A 21,287-nucleotide genomic window follows, 5' to 3' on the forward strand; every position below is an offset into this window, starting at 1 on the left:
GTTCGTTACGGTAACAACGGCCGCGGCGTCTAGACTCCGAGGGAGACGGCGCCCGCCTCCGTCAGTGGTACAACGACAAAGGAGTATTCATATGGTTCCGGAGATCAACATCTGGGCGGTCATCGTGGCCACCCTTTCGACCCTGATCGTCGGATCTGTCTGGTACATGCCGAAGGTCTTCGGCAACTACTGGATGAGGGTCGCCAACGTCAGCCCCGGGGAGGGCAAAGACGCCGTACGCCCGATCATCATCACGGTGGTCGTCAGCCTGATCAGCGCGTGGGTGCTGGCGGGTTCGGCGGCCATTGCGCAGGATTTCTACGGCGGCAACTTCCTGTGGAACACGGTGCTGACCGCCATCATCCTCTGGGCCGGCTTCACCGCCGCCCGCTTCGCAACGCACGATGCCTTCGAAGGCCGGCCGGTTGGGCTGACCGTACTGAACATCGTGCACGAACTCGTGACCTTCCTGGTCATGGCACTGGTCATCGGCCTCTTCGGCATCAGCGGAGCCTGAGGAGCGGCACCGGACCGCCAGGCGGCCGGCGGGAACCGGTGTGCCCGGGTGGTTCCACCCGGGCATCTCCATCTCCTCAGTCCAGCAGGCTGCGCAGCACGGCTGCCGCCCCGTCTTCCTCCACGGTTCCCGTGACCTCGCGGGCGGCGGCCACGACCTCCTCGGGTGCCTGTCCCATGGCGACGCCGCGGGCGGCCCAGTCCAGCATTTCGATGTCGTTGCGGCCGTCGCCCATGGCGACAGTATGCGTCGGCTCGACGTCCAGCTTCCGGCGCAGGGATTCCAGCGCGCTGGCCTTGGTCACGCCGTTGGCCGCGATGTCCAGCCACGCGGTCCAGCCCACCGAGTAGGTCACTCCCTTGAGCCCTGCGGTGTCGATGGCCTCCTTGAACTCCTCGGGAGTGTTTTCGGCGCTGGAAACCACCACGCGCACGGCCGTGGAGTCCAGCAGCGTCTCGAAGTCGACGCCCATGGCCTCGATCCCAAAGCTGGCGTCCTGGAAGCGCTCCGTGGCCAGGAAATTGCCCTCTTCGTCCTCGAGCGCAAACTTGGCAGTCGGCAGCTTGGACCGCATCACCCGCAAGGCCGGTCCGGGGTTGAACGTCACCCGGTCGATCACCTCGTAGCCGTCCTCCAGCGAGGTGTCGATCCGGAGGGTGACACCGCCGTTGGAGCAGACGGCATACCCCTTGGTGACGCCGATCAGCTCGATGATCGGCAGCGTTGCATTCAGGGACCGCCCGGTGGAGACGACCACCTCGTGGCCGGCGTCGACGACGGCGCGCGCCGCTTCGCGCACGGCATCGCTCATGTGGCCGTCGTGGTTGACCAAGGTGCCGTCCACGTCCAGCGCCACCAGCTTGCGGGACCCGTTTTCCACGAAGTTGTGGCGCCGGGCCGCGTTCTTCTTCTCGTTTGTCATATCTTCTGTAGCAATCCGCTGGTCGTCGGTGCCAGCGTTAGCCTTATCAGCTGTAGTTGTCATGTCCCTAGTCAAACATGGGCGGCATACGCACGGGTAGGAAATTTTCTACGGGCGAATGAAGTGCCGGTGAACGCCATCCGGCCGCAACGGCACCCACCTGCCGGCCGCGGCGCGGAACGGCGCGCTAGGAGAGCACCGGCAGGACCTCCATGCCGCCCAGGTAGGGCCGCAGTGCGGCAGGCACGTTCACGGAGCCGTCGGCGTTCTGGTGGTGCTCGAGGATGGCAACGATCCAGCGCGTGGTGGCCAGGGTTCCGTTCAGGGTGGCCACTGCCCTGGTGCCCTTCTTTTCGCCGTCCGCGGACGCCTGGCGTTCGCGGATGTTCAACCGGCGGGCCTGGAAGGTCGTGCAGTTGGAAGTGGACGTCAACTCCCGGTAGGCCTGCTGGGTGGGCACCCAGGCCTCGCAGTCAAACTTGCGGGCCGCGCTCATGCCCAGGTCTCCCGCGGCGGTGTCGATCACCCGGTAGGGCAGTTCCACCTTGGCCAGCATTTCTTCTTCCCAGGCGAGCAGGCGGGCGTGCTCGTCGGCAGCCTCCTCAATCTGGCAGTAGATGAACATTTCCAGCTTGTTGAACTGGTGCACGCGGATGATGCCCCGGGTGTCCTTGCCGGCGGCACCGGCCTCGCGCCGGTAGCAGGAGCTCCAGCCGGCGTACCGCGTCGGTCCGCTGGACAGGTCCAGGATTTCGTCGGCGTGGTACCCCGCGAGTGCCACCTCCGAGGTGCCCGTCAGGTACAGGTTGTCCCGCTCCAAACGGTAGATCTCGTCGTCGTGCTCCACATCGAAGCCGGTCCCCTGCATGGTTTCGGGGCGGACCAGGGTGGGGGTGATCATGGGGATGAAGCCGTTGGATATGGCCTGGTCCAGCGCCATGTTCATCAGGGCAATCTCCAGCCGGGCACCCACGCCCCTGAGGAAGTAGAAGCGGGAGCCCGAGACCTTTGCCCCGCGTTCCATGTCGATGGCGCCGATCAGCTCTCCGATGGCCAGGTGGTCCTTCGGCTCGAACCCGTCCCGGGCGAAGTCCCGGGGCTCGCCGACTGTCTTGACCACGGTGAAGTCGTCCTCGCCGCCGGCCGGAACACCGTCTTCGATCCGGTTGGGTATGCTGCGGAGCAGCGCTTCCTGCTGGTTCCGGGCGGCATCGGATGCGGCCTGGGCTTCCTTGACCGATGCTGCCAGCTCCTTGACCTGCGCCAGGAGCGCTGCCTTCTCCTCGCCCTTGGCCTGGGCCACCTTCTTGCCGAAGAGATTCTGTTCGGCGCGCAGTCCCTCGTAGTGGTTGATTGCTTCCCGGCGGGCGGTGTCGGCGGCGATCACGGCATCGACCACCGACTCGTCGGTGCCCCGGGCACGCTGGGAGGCACGGAAAATCTCAGGATTGGCGCGGAGTTCGTTTACATCGATCACCTGCTAAGGGTACCGAAAAAGGCTTTCCGGCCTCGATCCGCGGCCCCCGCCGCCGATCGGGGCCTCCAATGTGCCAAAGCGGCGGGGCTGGATAGTCTATGACCAACATGACTGCCGAATGGACGCCCGCCCTCATCATCGTTTCGGCGGTGGCCGCCTTGGTGGTGGGATGGCCGGGCCTCCGCCGCATGTTCGGGCGCCGCCGGAAAGCGGTGCCGGCCGCTCCTGTGCCGTCCCCGGGCCTGCCAGACCAGCGCGTGGTATTCATCCTGAACCCGGTCAAGAACGGGGCCGCCGAGGCCCGCCGGGAGGTGGAAGCAGCCTGCGCAGCGGCCGGTTGGAGCCCGCCCCTGGTGTTGGAAACCACGCCCGGGGACCCGGGGCACGGACAAGCCAAGCGGGCCATCGCAGAGCGTGCCGACGTGGTGATCGCCGGCGGCGGAGACGGCACGATCCGGGTGGTTGCTTCGGAGTTGTCCGGCACCCAGGTGCCGATGGGCGTGCTGCCGCTGGGCACCGGAAACCTGCTGGCCCGCAACCTGGGTCTCGAGCCGAGCGCCCTGCGGGCCAACATCCACGTGGCCCTGCACGGGGTCATCCGCAAGATCGACACCGCTGACATCACCTTGGAGAACGAGGCGACCGGCGAACGGTCGCAGGAAAGTTTCCTGGTGATCGCCGGCATCGGCGTGGATGCCGACGTCCTGGCCGACACCCGTGACGACCTGAAACGCCGGTTCGGCTGGATGGCCTATTCGGAAGCCGGCGTCCGCCACCTTGCCGGCCAGCGGAAGCGCGTCATGGTCAGCATCGACGACGGGCCGGCCCAACCCCGTCGGGTCCGCAGCATCCTGCTGGCCAACTGCGGGAAGTTGCCGGCGGGCATCGATTTCATCCCCACCGCGGAAATCGACGACGGCGAACTGGACATCGTGGTACTCACTCCGCGCAGCGCGATCGGCTGGTTGTGGATCGCCGCCAAGACGCTGGTGCGGCACAGCGCCCCGATTCCGGTGATCGAGTACCACCGCGGGCGGAAGGTCCGCATCACCGCGCACCAGCCGATGGGAAGCCAGCTCGACGGCGATCCGTCCGGGCCGGTCACGTCGCTGACCGTTCAAGTTCGGCCGCGGTCGCTGGCGGTGCGCACCGAGTCGGTCCCCTCCGCCGGCAGCGGCCGGGCGGCGGCCTAGGGCCGGCGTCCGCCCGGGGCGCTGCGGCGTTCAGGCATCGTCGGCGTTTACGTGTCGTCGCCCCCGGTGTTGAGCGGGTCGTCGCTGGCATCGGCCCGGTCCGTGTTGTGCAGTTCCTCGCCCGGAACGTCGATGGGCTGTTCGTCTGCTTCGAGCGCCGGAACATCTGCATCCGGCTGCTGCAGGTCTTCGTCCCGGGGGATCGGGAACTCGCCGGCCGCCTGCTGGTCGATCAGCTGCTGCTCCTCGGCGAAGCGCAGGTCATTGCCCTGGTCCCCGAGGTCGCCCGCGCGGTTTTCGCTCGGGGTCTGGTTGAGCGCCTCCACCGGCGTCGGCTCCCCGTCCTGGTACTGGTCCCTGTCGTTCTGCTGCGTCATGGTGCTCCGATCTTTGGTCGCAGGTGCGATTTTCCTCAGCATACTGACCATAACCGCGGGCCGACAGCCCGGCGGAACCGTCAACCGGCCAACAGCAGGTCCTGCACCCATAGGTCGGCCTGCCGGAACGCCTCGTCCTGGTTGCGGCGCGGAACCGTCAGTCCGCGTCGGTCGGCGCGCGGGTAGGAGCCCAAAAACCGGATGCCCGGGCTGAGCCGGTGCAGCCCGCGGACGGCGTCGGCGACCCGCTCCTCGGCCAGGTGGCCTTCGGCATCGAGGCTGAAGAAATAATCTCCCAAAAACTGGCCGGTGGGGCGGGACTCAATCCGGCTCAGGTTCACGCCCCGGCTGGAGAACTGTTCCAGGATGGCCCCCAGTGCCCCCGGATGATCCTGCGGCAGCGGGACCACCAGCGTGGTCTTGTCGGCGCCGGTCGGCGCGGGCAGGGCACCGGGCCGGCTCACCAGAACGAACCGGGTGACGGCGTCCGGAATGTCGCCGATGTCCTCGGCAAGCACCTGCAGGCCGCGCTGCCGGGCCACGAGCGGCGAGCAGATCGCCGCATCGTAGCCGGCCGCAGGCTCCAGCAGTCCCATCGCTGCCGCGGCCGTCGAGGAGGCGGGAACGTATTCCGCCTGGGGAATGTTCGCTGCGGACCAGGCGCGGCATTGCGCCCAGGCATGCGGATGGGTGGACACCACCGCGACGTCTCCCCGCTCGATGCCGGCCCGGACGGCCAGCACAAACCGGATGGGCACCAGTTCCTCCCCGATGATCCGCAGCGGCTCGCCTCCCGCGATGGCATCCAGCGTGGCGCTGACGCCGCCCTCGACCGAGTTCTCGATCGGAACCATGGCCGCGCCGGCTTCGCCCGCACGAACGGCGTCCACGGCGGCCTCGACACTCGCGGCCGGAATCCGGCGCGCGTCAGCCGCCCCTGGAACCTGGAGGAGGGCAGCTTCGGTGAACGTTCCCTCCGGCCCCAGGAAGGTATAGATGCCTGCCATTACTGGACCCGGGGCTCCTGCCCGTTCTCCGAGACGATCGGCTTGCCGGCGTCCAGCCAGGCACCCATCCCGCCGTCGACGTTCACTGCGGAGTATCCGTTGCCGATCAGCCATTCGGCGGTCCGGAAGGACCGCCCGCCGCTGCGGCACACCACGTGCAGGTCCACGTCGGGGTCCAGCTCCTCCAGGCGCAGGGGCAGCTCGTTAAGCGGGATGTGCACGGCGCCTGCTATATGTCCGGCTTCCCATTCGTAGTCTTCGCGCACGTCCAAAATGGCGGCGTCGCCGCCGACGCTGTTGACATCCACGTTCTCGACATCGCTCATGGCAACCTCCGTTATCCGCGGCAGGCCTGCCGCCGCTGGTTAATTCCTGCTCCGGGCGTACCCGCGATTTGCCCCCTTTCCAAGCCTATAGTGGGATCGTCCGCCGCACCTTATGAGACAGGGGCACCCATGGCCGCAGACCAGCCGACCATCCTCGCTACGTCCGGCGGAATCAAGGCCGGCGTTCGCAGCCGGATCGCGTTCCACCACCTGGTGCACTACGCCGTCGAACTGACGGGTCCCGCCGGGCGGGCACCGAAGCTGGTCCACCTGGGCACCGCCGGGGGCGACCAGCGCTGGTTCCAAGCCGAGCTGGACGAGGCGGCCAGGGGTGCCGGCTACGGCCTGAGCCATCTGAACTTGTTCACCATGCCCAATGTCCCGGACATCGAGGAGCACCTGCTGGGCCAGGACGTGGTGTGGGTGGGCGGCGGTTCGGTGGCAAACCTGCTGGCCGTGTGGCGGGTCCACGGGCTGGAGGATATTTTCAGACGGGTCTGGCAGGCCGGCGTGGTTCTGGCCGGGGTCTCCGCCGGCTCCATCTGCTGGTTCCGCGGCGGCACCACCGACTCCTTCGGCCCCGAGCTGCGGCCGGTCACGAACGGGCTGGCACTGCTGCCCTACGACAACGGCGTCCATTACGACTCGGAACCGCAGCGCCGGCCGCTGGTGCACCGGCTCGTGGCGGATGGGATCCTGGGCGAAACGCATTGCACCGACGACGGCGTCGGGCTGGTCTACCGCGGCACAGAACTGGCTGAGGCGGTCAGCGAGACCAACGGGAAACTGGCCTACCGGGTGACAGCCCAGGCCGGCGACGGGCCCGAAGCCGTCGCGGTGGAGGAACCGATCGAGGCCAGGTTCCTCGGCTGAACGGCGGGCGGCAGGCACCGCGGACACGGGCCGGGGCGCCGCGCCGGCGCGCCGGTGGCTTGCGGGGATTAGCCCGCACCGCCGGGCAGGGCTACGCTTACGGGCGATGACTGCTTTGCATGACTTGTCGGCCGTCGCCCAGCGCGACGCCGTGGCCCGCGGCGAACTGTCCGCCCGCGAACTGACGGAGCATTACCTCCAACGCATCGACGCCCTGAATCCAAGGCTCGGCGCCTTCATCACCGTCACGGCCGACCAGGCGCTCAAACAGGCACGCACCGCGGACGACCATCAGGCGCGCGGCGGGACCCTGGGCCGGCTGCACGGCCTGCCGGTGGCTTACAAGGACCTCACGGATGTGGCCGGTGTTCCGACCACGCACGGCAGCGCGGCTCTGGAGCACCGGCCGGCATTGGCCAACCACCCCTTGGTGGACGTACTCGAATCCGCCGGGAGCATCAGCCTGGGCAAGACCCAGGTCCCCGAATTCGGCCTGACCTCCTACAGCGAGAACCGTGTGGCGCCGCCGGCCCGCAACCCGCTGGATCCCGCGCTGAGTCCGGGCGGCTCCTCCGGCGGAAGCGCCGCTGCCGTGGCCGCCGGCATGCTGCCCTTCGCCCCCGGCTCCGACGGCGGCGGCTCGGTCCGGATCCCGGCGGCCGCGACCGGGCTGGTGGGGCTGAAACCCGGCCGCGGCCGGCTCCCGGCCGGCACCACCGGAGACGACGCCGGCCGGCTGGTGGTCGCCGGGCCCCTGGCCCGCACGGCGGCGGATGCCGGACTGCTGATGGACGCCATGGCGGACGAACCGCAGGCCCGCGCGGCCTTCCCGGGGGAACCCGGCTTCCTGGCTGCCGCGCTACGCGCCGAAGGACGTTTCCGGATCGGCGTCAGCATCGACTCTCCGTTCGAGTCCGCCTATCCGCTGTCGCTGGAGCCGGAGGCACGCGAGGCGTTGGACACGGCGGTGGAGCTGCTGCTGGGGCTGGGCCACGCGCTCGAGGAAGCGGAGATCCGCTATGACAACCGCTACCCGGAGGCGTTTGCCACGGTGTGGACCTCCGGACTGAACCGGCTGGAGCTGCCGGCCGGCCGCGAACCGCAGCTCATGCCGCTCACGCGTTCCTTCCGGCGCCGGGCCCTGAAGCGCACCGACGCGTTGCCGGAAGCCTTGGCCGCGCTGGCGCGTTTCCAGGACGACACCCGGGCACAGTTCGGCCGGTACGACCTGGTTCTGACGCCGGCGCTGGCCCAGACCCCCCGGCCGGTGGGCTGGTACACCTCCAACAGCGCGGACGTCGACTACATGCGCCAGTGCCAATATTCGCCGTACACCTCGCTGGTCAACGTGTGCGGGCTGCCCGCCGTCGCGGTTCCCGTCAGCACCACCGAGGAGGGCCTGTCCATGGGCGTCCAGCTGATCGGCAAGCCCGGCTCGGAGGCGGTGCTGCTGGCCGCCGCTGCGCAACTGGAGAGCGCCCGATGAATCCTTGAACCCCGGCCTGACCTGCGGATATGCATTAACACGCGGCGCCGTCCCGGGCGCAGAATATGACAATACATGTAGCGGACTGTCACAATAGAACACCGTGAGCAATACCGTGCAGTCCGGGAACCCGCAGCCGGAAACAACAAAACAGTCCACTCAAACCGGCAAAACCTTCTTCGGGCATCCACGGATGCTGGCGAATCTTTTCTCCGTAGAACTCTGGGAGCGTTTCTCCTTCTACGGCATGCAGGGCATCCTGCTCTACTACATGTACTACTCGGTCGCCGAGGGCGGCCTCGGGATCGACGAAGGAATTGCCACCGGCCTGGTGGGCGCCTACGGCGGCGGCGTGTACCTCTCCTCGATCCTTGGCGCATGGGTGGCCGACCGCATCCTGGGGTCCGAGAAGGTCCTCTTCTACACCGGCATCATGGTCATGCTGGGCCACATCGCGCTGGCCCTGATCCCGGGCGGCGTGGGGCTGGCCATCGGCCTGATCCTGGTGGCCATCGGCTCCGGCGGCCTCAAGGCCACCGCCAGCTCGCTGGTCGGCTCGCTCTACAGCCTGAAGGACGACCGCCGCGACGCCGGCTTCTCCATCTTCTACATGGGCGTGAACATCGGCGGCCTCTTCGGCCCGCTGCTCACCGGCCTGGCCCAGGTGGAGCTCGGTTTCCACTACGGCTTCGGCCTGGCCGCGCTGGGAATGGCCATCGGCCTCACCCAGTACGCCCTGACCCGCAAGAACCTGCCCGAGGCCGCGCACCATGTGGCCAACCCGCTGCCGCGGGGCAACTACGGCAAGGTCGCCGCCGCGGCCGTGGCCGCCGTCGTCGTCATGGTGCTGCTGGTGGCCTTCGGCTTGGTGACCGCCTCAAACCTGGCCCCGATCATGGCCTGGCTGGCGATCATCGCCGCCGTGGTGTACTTCGTGGTGATCCTCTCCAGCAAGCAGGTCGACGCCGTGGAGCGCAAGCGCGTCTACGCCTTCATCCCGCTGTTCATCGCCTCCGCCGCGTTCTGGGCGCTGTTCCAGCAGCAGTTCACCGTGGTGGCCCTGTACGCGGACAAGCAGCTGGACCGCACGCTGGGCGGCTGGGAAATGCCGGCCAGCTGGGTGCAGTCCATCAACCCGGTATTCATCATCATCTTCGCCGGCATCTTCGCTGCCCTGTGGACCAAGCTCGGCCCCAAGCAGCCCAGCTCGCCGCTGAAGTTCGCCCTGGGCCTGGTCGTGATGGGCTTGGCGTTCCTGGCGTTCATCCCGCTCACCGGCGGGGGCGCCAACTCCACCCCGCTGCTGGCCATGGTCGGCATCCTGTTCCTGTTCACCATGGCGGAACTGTTCCTCTCCCCGACCGGTTCCTCGGTCTCCACCAAGCTGGCGCCGAAGGCCTTCCAGACCCAGATGGTGGCGCTGTTCCTGCTCTCCATCTCGCTGGGCACCACCCTGGCGGGCATCCTGGCCGGCTACTACGACCCGGCCAATGAAGCCCCGTACTTCGGCTTCATCGGTGTGACGGCGATCATCCTCGGCGTCGGCCTGGCCGCGGCCGTGCCGTCGCTGAAGAAGATGATGGGCGGCATCCGCTAGGTCCGGCCTCAACAACGACGGCGATGCCCGGGCGGGGATTTAATCCGGCCCGGGCATCGTCGTCGTTATGGGTGGTTGCGGACGGATCTACAGTCCGCTGAGAACGCCGATGAAGATCAGCAGGCACCAGATGCCGGTGACCGCGTAGCCCATGATCAGGCCGGCCAGCGCGAGGGTACGGCCGGCACGCTCCTTGCCCAGCGCGATGTGGCCGAACACGATGGCCAGGACCTGCGGGACCAGCATGAAGCCGAACGTCACCACGGAGACGATGCCCAGCACCAGCGCCGCGATGCTCAGGCCCTTCGGCTCGGCCTGCGGCGTGTAGTACATCGGCTGGTTGTAGTCCGGTCCGCCGTACGCCTGCTGGCCGGTGTACGGCTGCGCGCCGGGGCCGGGCTGGTACGAGTACGGGTTCGCCGCTTCGGGCAGCGACGGCGGCTGGGGCAAGGCCTGGCCTGCGTTGGGATCCGTGTACCAACCCGGGTGCTTCGGGTCGTTGAAGGGCGGCCTGTTCTCCGTGCCGGACATAATGTTGATTCCCCCTGCGATTGATTCGCTGCTGCGCAGCTGCGGTGCTGCTTCCAGTCTAGGCGCGCGGGAAGATCGGGGCCCATCGGGCCGGATCCGTCACGCAACCGCCACGGATCCGTGGTTTTTTGGCATGCTGGAGGCATGGCAAACCGTGCGGGCACAGTGGCCCTTCCCAGCGACCTTGTTGACCTGACCGCCTTGCGCGACGCGTACTTCGACGTCAAGCCCGATCCGGCCGACCCGTCCCAGCGCGTGGTTTTCGGTACCTCCGGGCACCGCGGCTCCAGCCTGAAGGCGTCCTTCAACGAGGACCACATTGCCGCCATCACGCAGGCGATCGTGGAGTATCGCGCGGGGCAGGGCATCGCCGGACCGCTGTTCGTCGGCAAGGACACGCATTCCCTCTCGGACCCGGCCCAGGACACCGCCCTCGAGGTACTGGCCGGAAACGGCGTCTCGGCGCTGGTCGATTCCCGCACCGGGTGGACCCCGACGCCGGCGATCAGCCACGCGATCCTGACCCACAACGCAGCCCATCCGGATGCCCAGGCCGACGGGATCGTGATCACCCCCTCGCACAACCCGCCCGGCGACGGCGGCTTCAAGTACAACCCGCCGCACGGCGGCCCCGCGGATTCGGATGCCACCGGTTGGATTGCCGCCCGCGCCAACGAACTGTTGGAGGCCGGCCTGCGCGGGGTCAAGCGGATGACACTGGGGCAAGCCCGGTTCTCAGGGGCCATCGGGACGTACGACTTCCTGGGCACGTATGTGGACGACCTGCCGCGGGTACTGGACCTGGACGCCATCCGTTCCGCCGGCGTTCGGATTGGCGCCGACCCGATGGGCGGGGCCTCGGTGGACTACTGGGCCGCCATCGCCGAGCGGCACCGCCTGGACCTGACCGTGGTCAACCCGGCGGTGGACCCGCAATGGGGGTTCATGACCCTGGACTGGGACGAGAAAATCCGGATGGATTGCTCGTCGCCGTCGGCGATGGCCTCGCTGATCAACGCCGTGCGCGGCGGCGGCGCCGACTTCGACATTGCCACCGGCAACGACGCCGATGCAGACCGCCATGGAATTGTCACCCCTGATGCCGGGCTGATGAACCCCAACCACTACCTTGCCGTGGCCATCGACTACCTCTACAGGCACCGGCCGGACTGGCCGGCCGGTGCGTCCGTGGGCAAGACGCTGGTGTCCTCCTCGATGATCGACCGGGTGGCGGCCGGCCTGGGCCGGCAGCTGGTGGAAGTTCCCGTGGGCTTCAAGTGGTTCGTGCCCGGACTGCTCTCCGGCGAAGGCGTTTTCGGCGGCGAGGAGTCGGCCGGTGCCTCCTTCGTGCGGTTCGACGGCAAGCCGTGGTCCACGGACAAGGACGGCATCCTGCTGGCGCTGCTGGCCTCCGAAATCATGGCCGTGACCGGAAACTCGCCTTCCGAACTCTATGCAGGGCTGACCGAGAAGTTCGGGGCGCCGTCGTACGCCCGGATCGACGCAGCGGCGACCCGGGAGCAGAAAGCAGCGCTGGCGAAACTCTCCGCCGCCGACGTGACCGCCACGCAACTGGCCGGCGAGGCGATTACCGCCAAGCTGACCGAAGCGCCGGGCAACGGCGCACCGATCGGCGGGCTCAAGGTCACCACCGACAACGCGTGGTTCGCGGCCCGGCCATCGGGCACGGAAGACGTCTACAAGATCTACGCCGAATCCTTCCGCGGCCAAGACCATCTGGTGCAGGTGCAGGCGGAGGCCAAGGCGATCGTGGACGCCGTCATCGCCTGACATCGTGCCAGGGGCGGCCCCCGGCCGCGCGTGCGAACGGTCGGCACGACCCGGCACCGGTGTTCCGGCGGTAGGATGTCCCCCGGACATTTTTCCGCTGACTCCCCCACGAAGAGGCCCACCATGAGCACGCCTGCAAAGTCTTCCCCGTTCCGTTGGACCGTGCATGGCGACGGCAAGAACATTTCACCGGGCACGGTTGTAGGACCTCAGGAGCGGCTCACCTGGCCGCGCACCATGGGCATCGGGGCCCAGCACGTGGTCGCCATGTTCGGCGCCACTTTCCTGGTCCCGCTGCTGACCGGATTCCCGCCGTCCACTACGCTGCTGTTCTCCGGCGTGGGCACCATCCTGTTCCTGATCATCACGGCGGGCAGGGTGCCCAGTTACCTGGGCTCCAGCTTCGCGTTCATCGCACCGATCGGGGCCGCCATGAACCAGCACGGAATGGGCGGAGCGCTCGGCGGCCTCATCATGGCCGGTGCCCTGCTCTTCCTGATCGGCGTTGTGGTGCACAAAGCCGGCACGCGCTGGATCAACGTGGTGATGCCGCCGGTGGTCACCGGAGCCATCGTGGCGCTGATCGGGCTCAACCTGGCACCGGCCGCCAAGCAGAACTTCGAGAAAGGGCCCGTGACGGCGCTGGTCACCGTCGCCGCGATCCTGCTCGTCACGGTGTTGTTCCGCGGGCTGCTGGGCCGGTTGTCCATCCTGATTGGCGTGCTGGTCGGCTACGTGGTGGCCATCCTCCGGGGCGAGGTGGATTTTTCCGCGATCAATGACGCGGCCTGGATCGGTCTGCCCGAATTCCACGCGCCCGAATTCCACCTCTCCTTGATCGGGCTGTTCCTCCCCGTGGTGTTGGTCCTGGTCGCAGAGAACATCGGCCACGTGAAGTCCGTGTCCGCGATGACCGGGCAGGATCTTGACCCCGTGACCGGCCGCGCACTGATGGCAGACGGCCTGGCCACCGTGCTGGCCGGCAGCGGCGGCGGCTCCGGCACCACCACCTACGCCGAGAACATCGGCGTGATGGCCGCCTCCAAGGTCTACTCCACCGCCGCATACTGGGTGGCTGGCATTGTCGCCGTCCTGTTGAGCTTGTTCCCGAAGTTTGGAGCCGCCATCGCCACCGTTCCGGTGGGCGTCCTGGGCGGTGCCGGCGTCGTCCTCTACGGCATGATCGGCATCCTCGGGGTGCGGATCTGGGTCCAGAACCGCGTGAACTTCGCCAACCCCATCAACCTCTCCGTGGCCGGGGTTGCCCTGGTGATCGGCATCGCCAACTTCACATGGACGGTAGGCGAGCTGCAGTTCGAAGGCATCGCGCTGGGGTCGGCAGCGGCACTGCTCATTTTCCACGGCATGAGTGCGGTGGCCCGCTGGCGCCACACCGAGCCCGTGGATTCCGTGGAAGACCAGGGCGTCAGGCCGTCCAAGCTCGGCTGATCAACCCGCACGGCAGCCACCTGTGTGCGCGCCCGGGGCCTAGGACCGCCGCGCCCTAGACCGTGAGGGACCGTGGGGCTAGCGTTGCAGGCATCGCTCCCGCGGCGTCCGGTCCGGGGGATGTCACGAGGAGGAAAGCATGGCCAACCACGTCTACAACGTCACGGAAATTGTGGGTACGTCGCCCGACGGGATCGATGCCGCGGTGACCAACGCCATCGCCGAAGCCTCCAAGACGCTGCGCAACCTCGACTGGTTCGAAGTGAAGTCCGTGCGTGGCCACCTCAACGAAGGCAAGGTCGCCGACTGGCAGGTGACCATCAAGCTCGGTTTCCGCCACGAAAGCTGACCACCGAGTGCGGGCTGCCGCCAGGCGTCCGGCGGACAAGCGGGCGAGACATGAATCCGGCGGGGCACGGTGGACGGGCCCGCCCGTCGCCGCGGGGCTGCCCTCCCCCATTGTGCCGGGGTGGATGCGGTGGTGTGCTTGACCCATGAGCCAGCAACGTGATGAAGACAAATTGCCCGACGACGAGCATCTGCGCGACGACATCGGCGTCCCGGAGACGGAGAACGACTCTGCCGCGAAGTTCGACGGTGAGCACTACACCTCCAGCCTGCTCAATGCAGGGCAGCAGGTACCCGGCCTGAGCCCGGACGGCGAATACCGCCAAAGCGAGGACCCGGAGTACGAGAACGAACCCGGACAGGACGGATTCGTTCCCCCCTCCGCCCCGACCGAATAGCATGGCCGCGGCAGCGCCACCGCCGCATCCATAGTCGCGGGACCAACCGGGCCAGCCGTGCGCCGGCTTGGGCTGGCCGTCAGGCGCCGTCGCCACTGCTGCCGCGCCGGGCATTGCCCGCGGCGCGGTAGGCAAGGACCGTGGCGGCTATGGCCAGCCCGACGGCGATGATCCCGCACGGGTTGCACAGCGCGGTGGACATTCCCAGGGCGGACGGGCCGGCCAGCAGCGACATGATGGACGCGCCCTCTCCGGCGCCGCCGCCGAAGTCCGGGACGGTGAAACCGAAGGCGAGCGCCAGCAGCCAGGCCAGCGCCGGCACCACGGCGGCCCGCACCGGGAGCAGCACGCCCCGGCGCGCGGTCTCGATCAGCTTCACGCCGGTCAGCAACAGCAGGACCAGCAGCACTGGGCCCAGGCTGATGCCCAGCCAGAGCACCATGTGGCCGCCGATGCCAAACAGCACCCGTCCGGCCACCACCCAAAGCGGCACCAGCACCGCCATCGGAAGAGCGAGCCACAGGACGAGGGTGCGGAGAAGGCCTTGGCGGACGGCCGAGGGCGGCGGGACGACGGTACTGCTCATGCCCTCATGATAGGCGGGGTCCTCGGGCTCAAGCCCCTTCGAGCGCCTGCTGCGTGGCCAACGTGACATAGCGCGCGGCCTGGGCCATCGCCTGTTCCTGGCTGCCTGCCGCCTCGACCACGCTGGCGGCCGCGTGCACGCCGTGTTCGGCCAACTGGTCCGGCGTCAGATCGATCTGCCCGGCAACGACGACGGCGGGGATGCCCCGCGCCTGGGCACGCCCGGCGACGCCGAGCGGCGCTTTTCCGAATTCAGACTGCCGATCCAGCGTCCCCTCGCCGGTCAGCACCAGGTCTGCATCCGCCAAGGCAGCCTCAAGCCCCACCAGATCGGCGACGACGTCGAAACCCCGCTCCAGCCGCACACCGGCCAGCGCCATGAAACCGGACGGGAAGCCGCCTGCCGCGCCGGCGCCCGCCACGTTGACGTCGCGGCCGGTTGCCTGCAGCAGCAGCTGGGCCCACCGCTGCAGCGCTTCGTCGAGCAACCGCCGCGAGACCGCGTCGGCGCCCTTCTGTTCACCGAAAGCGTGCGCCGCCCCGTCGGGGCCGTACAGCGGATTCGATACGTCGGCTGCTACCCGGATCACGGTCTCCGCCAAACGCGGGTCCAGGCCGGAGGTGTCCAGGTGGTCAGCGGTCGCCAAGGCGGCGCCGCCGAGCAGGACTTCGGCGCCGCCGCCGGTGAGGATCTTCAGGCCGAGTGCGCGGAGGGCGCCGGACCCACCGTCGGTCATGGCGGAGCCGCCAACCCCCAACACAATCTCGGTGGCGCCGGCATTCAGCGCCGCTTCTATCAGCTGGCCGCACCCGTAGGAATGGGCCGTGAGCGCCGACTGCACGCTGGGCTCGGTGAGCAACAACCCGGACGCCCGCGCGGTTTCGATGACGGCAGTCTTGCCGTCCGGCCGCTCCAGCAGGGCCCAGGATGCGGTGACCTCACGCTCCAGCGGACCAACTACCCGCTCGGTGTGCTCGGTGGCACCGGCGGCGAGGGCCGCCTCCAAGGTGCCCTCTCCGCCGTCGGCCACCGGGAGCAGCTGCACGTGGGCGTCCGGGTAGACCCGCAGCACGCCTTCGGCCATTGCCGCAGCCGCCTCGGCAGCCGACAAGGTTCCCTTGAACTTGTCCGGTGCAATCAAGACCTTCATGCAGACTCCCTCTGCGGCCAACTGCCGCGTTCGGCCATCACCTCGGCCAGAATATCCGCGCGGTCGGAGACTATTCCATCAACTCCCAGTGCGAGCAACCGTTCCATCTCCGCGCGATCATTGATGGTCCACACGTGCACCTGCAGTCCGGCGCGATGGCAGCGCCGCACGAACCCGGGCGTGACCACTGCAAACGGACCGTACTTCGCGGGCACCTGCACCGCGTGCACACGGACCAGCCGGGCCAGCCAGCCGGCCAGCCCCAGATACCCCAGCAGGTATATTGCCAACGTTGCATATACGCCGCCGGAGCCGGCGACGGGGCGGCTTAGCCCACGCAGCACGCGGAAGCGGCGCCGGTCGGAAAAGGATGCCACCAGCACCCGGTCGTGCGCGTCGTAGGTTTCGATCAACCGGGCCAATTCGTCGGCGGCCGCCATGTCTTTCACATCCACGTTGAGGTTCACGTCGGGCCAGGCGGCCAGCAAGTCCTCGAACGTGGGGATCGGCTCGCCGGAAATCCGCACCTGCGCCAGCTGGCCGGCCGTGTGCGCCGCCAGCTCCCCGCGGCCGTCGGTCGTACGCTCCAGCGTCGGGTCGTGGAAGGCCACCAGCACGCCATCGCGGGTGGACCGGACGTCGGTCTCCAGGTAGGCGTAGCCGAGACCGACTGCCGCGCGGAACGCCGCCATCGAGTTCTCCCGCCCGTCCAAGGAAAATCCCCGGTGGGACATGGCCAGGGGCCGGTCCTGCCCGGAACCGGGAAACGTAGGATTGAGGTACGGGCTGGCACTGCTCACAGTCGGTACTCTACCGGCCCCGCCACGACCGCCGATGAGGAGGAACCGATGCGTCTTGCCTTGGTGCAGGCTGCCGGGCTGCACGGCGTTGGGGCGCGGGTGCGATGCCGGCGGTGGCTGGAACAGGCCGCCGGGCTGGGCGCGCAGCTGCTGGTGCTGCCCGCGGGGTTCCGCCCGGATTTCCGCCGCGAGCTGGGCAGGCTCGCGGCGCGGCATCGGGTCGCAGTGGCGGCCGGCGCCCTTGGCGAGGGCAACAGCGCCGAACTCTGGCTGTTCGACGCGACCGGCGGCCTCCAAGCCTGCACCAACGCTGCCGCGGTCGTGCCGCTGGACGGGCTGCTCATCGGCCTGGCCAGGGAGGACGACGCCGCCGCCATCGCCCCGCGCGCCGGCGGCAGGTCCCGCCGAGCGGTCTCCGACGACGGCGCACAACTGCTCTTGGTGCCCGGCGGCAGTAGCGGGCGGGACTGCTGGTTCCGTGCACTGGCCCGCCGGGGGGCATCCGCACCGGCGGTGGCCTGGAGCGGCCCCGGCGGCAGCTTCATCGCAGCGCCGGACACGGGAGTTGCGGCCGAGGCCGGCCAGTATGAAGAACTGATCGTTGCGGACGTGGATCCGCCCCGGCGGGACCGGAGCGTGGGGCCCAGCTGGTTTGCCCGCCGGTATCTGGCCGAGCGTCCGCAAACCCGGCGCCGAGCGGCGCCTGCCGGAGCGGAGCGAGGCTCCTGAGCCGCGACCCAGACAGCGGTCAGGCCCCTTGCGGTGCCTGCCGCCGGCCCGCCAGCCGCTCCTCGATCACCTGGGCGACGCCGTCCTCGGCGAACGCCGGGGCGCGGAACGGAGCTGCTTCCAGGGCGGTGCGGTGGCCCGATGCCATGGCGTAGCCGGCCCCTGCCCACCGCAGCATCTCGATGTCGTTCGGCATGTCGCCGAAGGCCACCACGTCCTGCGGACCAATGCCCAGGGAACCGGCGTACTCGGCCAGGGTCACCGCCTTGTTGAGTCCCGGCCGCGCCATTTCCAGCAGCGGGTTGCCGGGGGCGGAATGCGTCACCGCAGCCAGATGCCCCACCGCCGGGGCCACCTCGGCCAAGAAGTCGTCGGGGTCGATGTCCGTGCCGCGGGCCAGCAGCTTCACGACCGCGTCGGTGCCGCGCAAGCTTTCCGGCAGCAGTTCCGGCGAACTGCCCTCCAGAAGTTCCACCGAGCCGGGCTGCAGGAAGTTCGGTTCCAGCAGGAAACCCTCGGTGGTTTCCGCCGCGAACGTCACCGCCGGATGCAGGCCGAGGATGATCCGGCGCACCTCGAGGATATTCGCGTAGGGCAGCGTCTGCGCCGAGAGCACGCGCTCGGACACCAGGTCGTAGACCACGGCGCCATTGGAGCAGATCACCCGGCCACGGTGGCCGATCTGTTCGGCCAGCGGAGTCAGCCAGCGCGGAGGCCTACCGGTCACGAACACGATCTCAACTCCCGCGGCCGCGGCGCTGCGGAACGCCCGGACGGTGCGGGGGCTGATTTTGCCGTCCCGGCCGATGATGGTCCCGTCGAGGTCGCTGGCGATAAGGCGCATTGCACCAGTCTAGGAGTCTGGCCGGCGGCGGAGGCGGCGCTAGCCCAGTTCGTCGCGGCGGGGCGGATTCGCCCCTGCCCGGGATACCGTGACGGCTGCCGCCCGGGCAGCGTGCGCCATCACGTCTTCGAGGGTGGAGGGTGCCATGTCCCGCAGCTTCTCGCGCCGGGCGGAGCCGGAGAACCCTGCGTTCAGCAGCGCATCGAGCAGCCCCGACATGTACGCGTCGCCGGCGCCCACGCTGTCAACGACCACGGCCGCGCGTGCCGCGACCTCGGCCGTCCCGGCGCGGACCACTCCCCAGCTGCCCTTCGCCCCGTGCGTGACCACCACTGCGGCCGGCCCCTGCTTCAACCACGCGCGGGCCGTGTCCTCGACGGCGCGGTCCGGGTACAGCCACCGAAGGTCTTCATCGGAGGCTTTGACCACGTCGGCCAGCACCACGAACTTCTCGGCCTGCCGCCGGGCGAAGTCCCGGTCGGTGATCAGCGTGGGCCGGCAGTTCGGGTCGTAGCTGACCAGCGCCCGGGGATGGGCCCGCTGGACGGTCCTGAACACCGTGTGGGCGCCCGGCTCCAGCATGGTGGCGACGGAGCCGGTGTGCAGCCAGACCGTCTCGTCGAGCAGCCGGGGCCGGGTCTTGTCGAGATCCGGCAGTTCCCAGAGCAGGTCGAAAGAGTAATGGGCCGCACCGGTGGGGTCCAGGGTGGCGGTGGCGGTGCTGGTCGGCGACGCATCCGGATCCAGCGGCACCAGCACGGAGTTGCGGCGCAGGTGGCCGTGTACCAGGTCCCCGAACTGGTCCTTGCCGTACCGGCCGACGAACTGGACCGGGTGGCCCAGCCGGGCCAGGCCCACCGCCACGTTCATCGGGCTGCCGCCGACGTGCATGCGCGGCGGCCTGGTGTCGGAGCGGACTACGTCCACCAGCGCTTCGCCTATGACCGTGAGCACAGTGCCAACGTAGCAGAGCGCCGTCGGTTGCGGCACGGCTCAGCCCAGCCGGGCCAGCACCCCGCGGATGCGTGCAAACGCAGCAGAAGCAGGATCGATGAGCGCATAGTGGTCCCCGGGAACGGGCACCAGTTCGGCCGTCCCGCCGGCAGAGCGGGCGGCGGCGACATAGTTCTCGGACAGCTCCCTCGGCACGTCGGCGTCCTGGTCAGCGTGGAAGGCGTAGACGGGGACCGGCAGCGGCACGTTCCGCATGGGATCGGCGAGCCGGTAGGGATCCGCCCCATCTGCGTCCGCGCCCTCCGGCCGCCCGAGCAGGTTTTCGACCGCGCCGTCGCTCACGCGCAGCTCGTGGGCGCGCGCCACATCCAGGACCCCGGACTGGCTGAGCACCGCGTCGAACTCCACCCGCGGAGCCGCGCCGGGCACCCGCAGGCCGGAGGCCTCCGACGGCAACCGGCCCCGTCCGGCGGCCCACACCGCCAGTTGGCCGCCGGCCGAATGGCCCAGCCCCACCACGCGCTCGAGCGCGAATCCCGACTCTTGCGCCGCATCGGCGAGCCGGTCGATGCCGGAGGCGACGTCGTCGAACGTCTCCGGCCAGCCGCCGCCGTTGCCTACGCGCCGGTATTCGACATTCCAACAGACCCAGCCGCGGCCGGCGAGGTCCCGGGCCAGCGGGCGTCCGAGCTCGGCACCATAGGCGGCGCGCCAGTACCCGCCGTGGATGATGACGACAACGGCGGCGTGCCGGCGCCGGGCGGGCAGGTACAGTTCCGCATACTGGCTGGGATCCGGGCCGTAGCTGTGCCGGGTACACTCCATCCCTGCACTTTAGCCCGCTGCTAAGGCGCCCCGTTGGAGACGCTGTCTTCCACCTCGTCCGAGCCTTCCGCGTTGCCTTCACCGGGCATCCCCGCCACGGTGGTCCCGCGGTGGTTCAGCTTCCACGGCGCCGGCACCAGGCGCCCGCCGGCGGAGGCGCGCCCCTCCAGCCGGTCGATCAGCAGGTCCACCACGGTGCCCACCAGCGGCTCGGGACCCACCGAGCTCAGCGGCGGGTCGGAGTGGTGTCCCAGATCCGAAGTGTCGACGCCGATGATCTCCATCTCCTCCGGGATCCGGAGTCCGGCCGCGGTAGCGGAACCGGAGACGCACAGGGCCTCCAGGTCCGCCGTCGTGAAGAACGCGGTGGGCGGATCGGCCAACTTCAGCAGCGCGCCGGTCTCCTCGTAGGATTCACGCCAGGACCCATGCGTTGCCCGTATCAGGTTCTCGTCCAGCTCCGCACCGAGGTCGGCCATCGCCTGCCGGAACAATCCCAGCCGGGTACCCCGGGGGCCCGGAGCGGGCCCGCCCCGGTGCAACACAGCGATGCGGCGGTGCCTGGCGGCAAGATACGCTGCCGCCTCGGCGATGCCGACCTCTGCGTCCACTGACAGCACGTCGAAGCCGTCAGGCTGCAGGAACTGCGACACGACCACCTGCGCCACGCCCCGGTCGGCGAGATCGCGCAGGGTGTGGTCTTCCTCGGGCGTTTCCGTGCTGAAACCCAAGATGGCCCCGTCCGCGCCGCCGGAAAGCATGAAGTTCCGCCACGCCTCCTGGCCCAGCAGGACCACCACCCGGTACCCGTGCTCCGGCAGCACGCGGTTTGCAACCTCCGCCAGCTGCCGGTCCCAGGCCGAATCCAGGTTTTCCACCACGACGGCCACGGTGTCCGTCCGCCCGCGGCGCATGCCCCGGGCGGCGTGGTTGGGCACATACCCCAGCGACTTGGCCGCCTCGATCACCCGGGCTTTGGTCGGTTCGCTGATCCTCGTTGAACCCCCGTGCCGGCCGGACAAGACGTATGAGACGGTTGCCAGCGAGACTCCGGCCCGCTCGGCAACGTCGCGAATAGTCGGCTTAAATGAACTCCCCATGATGCGG

At 69.0% G+C, this 21,287-nt stretch carries 23 protein-coding genes; 10 read left to right on the forward strand and 13 right to left on the reverse strand.

Translation table 11 applies throughout. The annotated features are described in order from the left end of the window. The first annotated feature begins 91 nt into the window (after nucleotides 1-91). Nucleotides 92-517 carry a DUF1761 domain-containing protein gene (locus AC5RUK_RS11215; RefSeq protein WP_493988457.1) on the forward strand — a complete coding sequence of 142 codons (426 nt, stop codon included), beginning with the start codon at nucleotides 92-94 and terminating at the stop codon, nucleotides 515-517. Nucleotides 518-593: 76 nt separating this feature from the next. Here AC5RUK_RS11215 and AC5RUK_RS11220 read toward each other — a convergent pair whose 3' ends face one another. Next, entirely contained in the window at nucleotides 594-1,376 is a 783-nt protein-coding gene (locus AC5RUK_RS11220) for an HAD family hydrolase (RefSeq protein WP_494107303.1), read from the reverse strand. A 250-nt stretch (nucleotides 1,377-1,626) separates the two neighbouring features. Further along, nucleotides 1,627-2,916, reverse strand: coding sequence for a serine--tRNA ligase (serS, locus tag AC5RUK_RS11225; protein WP_494106966.1), 1,290 nt, complete (start codon nucleotides 2,914-2,916; stop codon nucleotides 1,627-1,629). Between the two features lie 98 nt (nucleotides 2,917-3,014). Between serS and AC5RUK_RS11230 the strand changes: the two genes are divergently transcribed. After that, on the forward strand, nucleotides 3,015-4,109 hold the full coding sequence (locus tag AC5RUK_RS11230) for a diacylglycerol/lipid kinase family protein (RefSeq protein ID WP_494106967.1): 1,095 nt from the start codon (nucleotides 3,015-3,017) through the stop codon (nucleotides 4,107-4,109). A gap of 47 nt (nucleotides 4,110-4,156) precedes the next feature. On the opposite strand, the gene AC5RUK_RS11235 is transcribed toward AC5RUK_RS11230, so the two are convergent. The 3 genes from AC5RUK_RS11235 to AC5RUK_RS11245 all read right to left on the reverse strand — a co-directional run bounded on the left by AC5RUK_RS11235 (nucleotide 4,157) and on the right by AC5RUK_RS11245 (nucleotide 5,819). Next, on the reverse strand, nucleotides 4,157-4,486 hold the full coding sequence (locus AC5RUK_RS11235) for a hypothetical protein (protein ID WP_493988454.1): 330 nt from the start codon (nucleotides 4,484-4,486) through the stop codon (nucleotides 4,157-4,159). 80 nt (nucleotides 4,487-4,566) lie between these two features. Beyond that, on the reverse strand, nucleotides 4,567-5,493 hold the full coding sequence (pheA, locus tag AC5RUK_RS11240; protein WP_494152211.1) for a prephenate dehydratase: 927 nt from the start codon (nucleotides 5,491-5,493) through the stop codon (nucleotides 4,567-4,569). Beyond that, a complete protein-coding gene (locus tag AC5RUK_RS11245) occupies nucleotides 5,493-5,819 on the reverse strand; it encodes a rhodanese-like domain-containing protein (protein WP_494152212.1) in 327 nt (108 codons plus the stop codon). Before AC5RUK_RS11245 ends, pheA begins: the two co-directional genes overlap by 1 nt. 129 nt (nucleotides 5,820-5,948) lie before the next feature. On the opposite strand from AC5RUK_RS11245, the gene AC5RUK_RS11250 reads away from it, so the two are divergent. From AC5RUK_RS11250 to AC5RUK_RS11260, 3 genes are all read left to right on the forward strand, one after another. Next, nucleotides 5,949-6,692: a Type 1 glutamine amidotransferase-like domain-containing protein gene (locus tag AC5RUK_RS11250; protein WP_494152213.1), complete on the forward strand. Its 744-nt coding sequence runs from the start codon at nucleotides 5,949-5,951 to the stop codon at nucleotides 6,690-6,692. Nucleotides 6,693-6,798: 106 nt separating this feature from the next. Continuing rightward, nucleotides 6,799-8,178, forward strand: coding sequence for an amidase (locus AC5RUK_RS11255; RefSeq protein ID WP_494152214.1), 1,380 nt, complete (start codon nucleotides 6,799-6,801; stop codon nucleotides 8,176-8,178). Nucleotides 8,179-8,281: 103 nt separating this feature from the next. Continuing rightward, complete coding sequence (locus AC5RUK_RS11260; RefSeq protein ID WP_493988449.1) at nucleotides 8,282-9,775, forward strand: peptide MFS transporter; 1,494 nt, start codon at nucleotides 8,282-8,284, stop codon at nucleotides 9,773-9,775. 87 nt (nucleotides 9,776-9,862) lie between these two features. On the opposite strand, the gene AC5RUK_RS11265 is transcribed toward AC5RUK_RS11260, so the two are convergent. Next, the gene (locus tag AC5RUK_RS11265; RefSeq protein WP_494152215.1) at nucleotides 9,863-10,306 is read right to left on the reverse strand and encodes a DUF4190 domain-containing protein; all 444 of its coding nucleotides are present in this window, start codon (nucleotides 10,304-10,306) and stop codon (nucleotides 9,863-9,865) included. A gap of 144 nt (nucleotides 10,307-10,450) precedes the next feature. On the opposite strand from AC5RUK_RS11265, the gene pgm reads away from it, so the two are divergent. From pgm to AC5RUK_RS11285, 4 genes are all read left to right on the forward strand, one after another. Next, on the forward strand, nucleotides 10,451-12,097 hold the full coding sequence (gene pgm, locus AC5RUK_RS11270; protein WP_494152216.1) for a phosphoglucomutase (alpha-D-glucose-1,6-bisphosphate-dependent): 1,647 nt from the start codon (nucleotides 10,451-10,453) through the stop codon (nucleotides 12,095-12,097). A 123-nt stretch (nucleotides 12,098-12,220) separates the two neighbouring features. After that, nucleotides 12,221-13,546: a uracil-xanthine permease family protein gene (locus AC5RUK_RS11275; protein ID WP_494152217.1), complete on the forward strand. Its 1,326-nt coding sequence runs from the start codon at nucleotides 12,221-12,223 to the stop codon at nucleotides 13,544-13,546. Between the two features lie 139 nt (nucleotides 13,547-13,685). After that, on the forward strand, nucleotides 13,686-13,895 hold the full coding sequence (locus AC5RUK_RS11280) for a dodecin (RefSeq protein ID WP_493988445.1): 210 nt from the start codon (nucleotides 13,686-13,688) through the stop codon (nucleotides 13,893-13,895). A gap of 145 nt (nucleotides 13,896-14,040) precedes the next feature. Continuing rightward, entirely contained in the window at nucleotides 14,041-14,292 is a 252-nt protein-coding gene (locus AC5RUK_RS11285) for a hypothetical protein (protein ID WP_494106974.1), read from the forward strand. A 79-nt stretch (nucleotides 14,293-14,371) separates the two neighbouring features. Here AC5RUK_RS11285 and AC5RUK_RS11290 read toward each other — a convergent pair whose 3' ends face one another. The 3 genes from AC5RUK_RS11290 to AC5RUK_RS11300 are packed head-to-tail and all read right to left on the reverse strand — an operon-like array spanning nucleotide 14,372 to nucleotide 16,828. Then, the gene (locus AC5RUK_RS11290; protein WP_493988443.1) at nucleotides 14,372-14,878 is read right to left on the reverse strand and encodes a hypothetical protein; all 507 of its coding nucleotides are present in this window, start codon (nucleotides 14,876-14,878) and stop codon (nucleotides 14,372-14,374) included. Between the two features lie 28 nt (nucleotides 14,879-14,906). Continuing rightward, on the reverse strand, nucleotides 14,907-16,028 hold the full coding sequence (locus AC5RUK_RS11295) for a glycerate kinase (RefSeq protein WP_494152218.1): 1,122 nt from the start codon (nucleotides 16,026-16,028) through the stop codon (nucleotides 14,907-14,909). Continuing rightward, a complete protein-coding gene (locus tag AC5RUK_RS11300) occupies nucleotides 16,025-16,828 on the reverse strand; it encodes a glycerophosphodiester phosphodiesterase family protein (protein WP_494152219.1) in 804 nt (267 codons plus the stop codon). The genes AC5RUK_RS11295 and AC5RUK_RS11300 overlap by 4 nt, the downstream gene beginning before the upstream one ends. 48 nt (nucleotides 16,829-16,876) lie before the next feature. On the opposite strand from AC5RUK_RS11300, the gene AC5RUK_RS11305 reads away from it, so the two are divergent. Continuing rightward, on the forward strand, nucleotides 16,877-17,557 hold the full coding sequence (locus AC5RUK_RS11305) for a hypothetical protein (RefSeq protein WP_494152220.1): 681 nt from the start codon (nucleotides 16,877-16,879) through the stop codon (nucleotides 17,555-17,557). Between the two features lie 19 nt (nucleotides 17,558-17,576). On the opposite strand, the gene AC5RUK_RS11310 is transcribed toward AC5RUK_RS11305, so the two are convergent. The 4 genes from AC5RUK_RS11310 to AC5RUK_RS11325 are packed head-to-tail and all read right to left on the reverse strand — an operon-like array spanning nucleotide 17,577 to nucleotide 21,280. Then, complete coding sequence (locus AC5RUK_RS11310) at nucleotides 17,577-18,401, reverse strand: HAD family hydrolase (RefSeq protein WP_494152221.1); 825 nt, start codon at nucleotides 18,399-18,401, stop codon at nucleotides 17,577-17,579. Nucleotides 18,402-18,440: 39 nt separating this feature from the next. Further along, a complete protein-coding gene (locus AC5RUK_RS11315) occupies nucleotides 18,441-19,355 on the reverse strand; it encodes a carbohydrate kinase family protein (RefSeq protein ID WP_494152222.1) in 915 nt (304 codons plus the stop codon). A 39-nt stretch (nucleotides 19,356-19,394) separates the two neighbouring features. Next, nucleotides 19,395-20,180 carry an alpha/beta hydrolase gene (locus tag AC5RUK_RS11320; RefSeq protein WP_494152223.1) on the reverse strand — a complete coding sequence of 262 codons (786 nt, stop codon included), beginning with the start codon at nucleotides 20,178-20,180 and terminating at the stop codon, nucleotides 19,395-19,397. A gap of 20 nt (nucleotides 20,181-20,200) precedes the next feature. Further along, nucleotides 20,201-21,280: a LacI family DNA-binding transcriptional regulator gene (locus AC5RUK_RS11325; RefSeq protein ID WP_493988436.1), complete on the reverse strand. Its 1,080-nt coding sequence runs from the start codon at nucleotides 21,278-21,280 to the stop codon at nucleotides 20,201-20,203. Nucleotides 21,281-21,287: the final 7 nt, after the last annotated feature.

It is taken from the genome of Arthrobacter sp. Y3223065 (assembly GCF_059090885.1).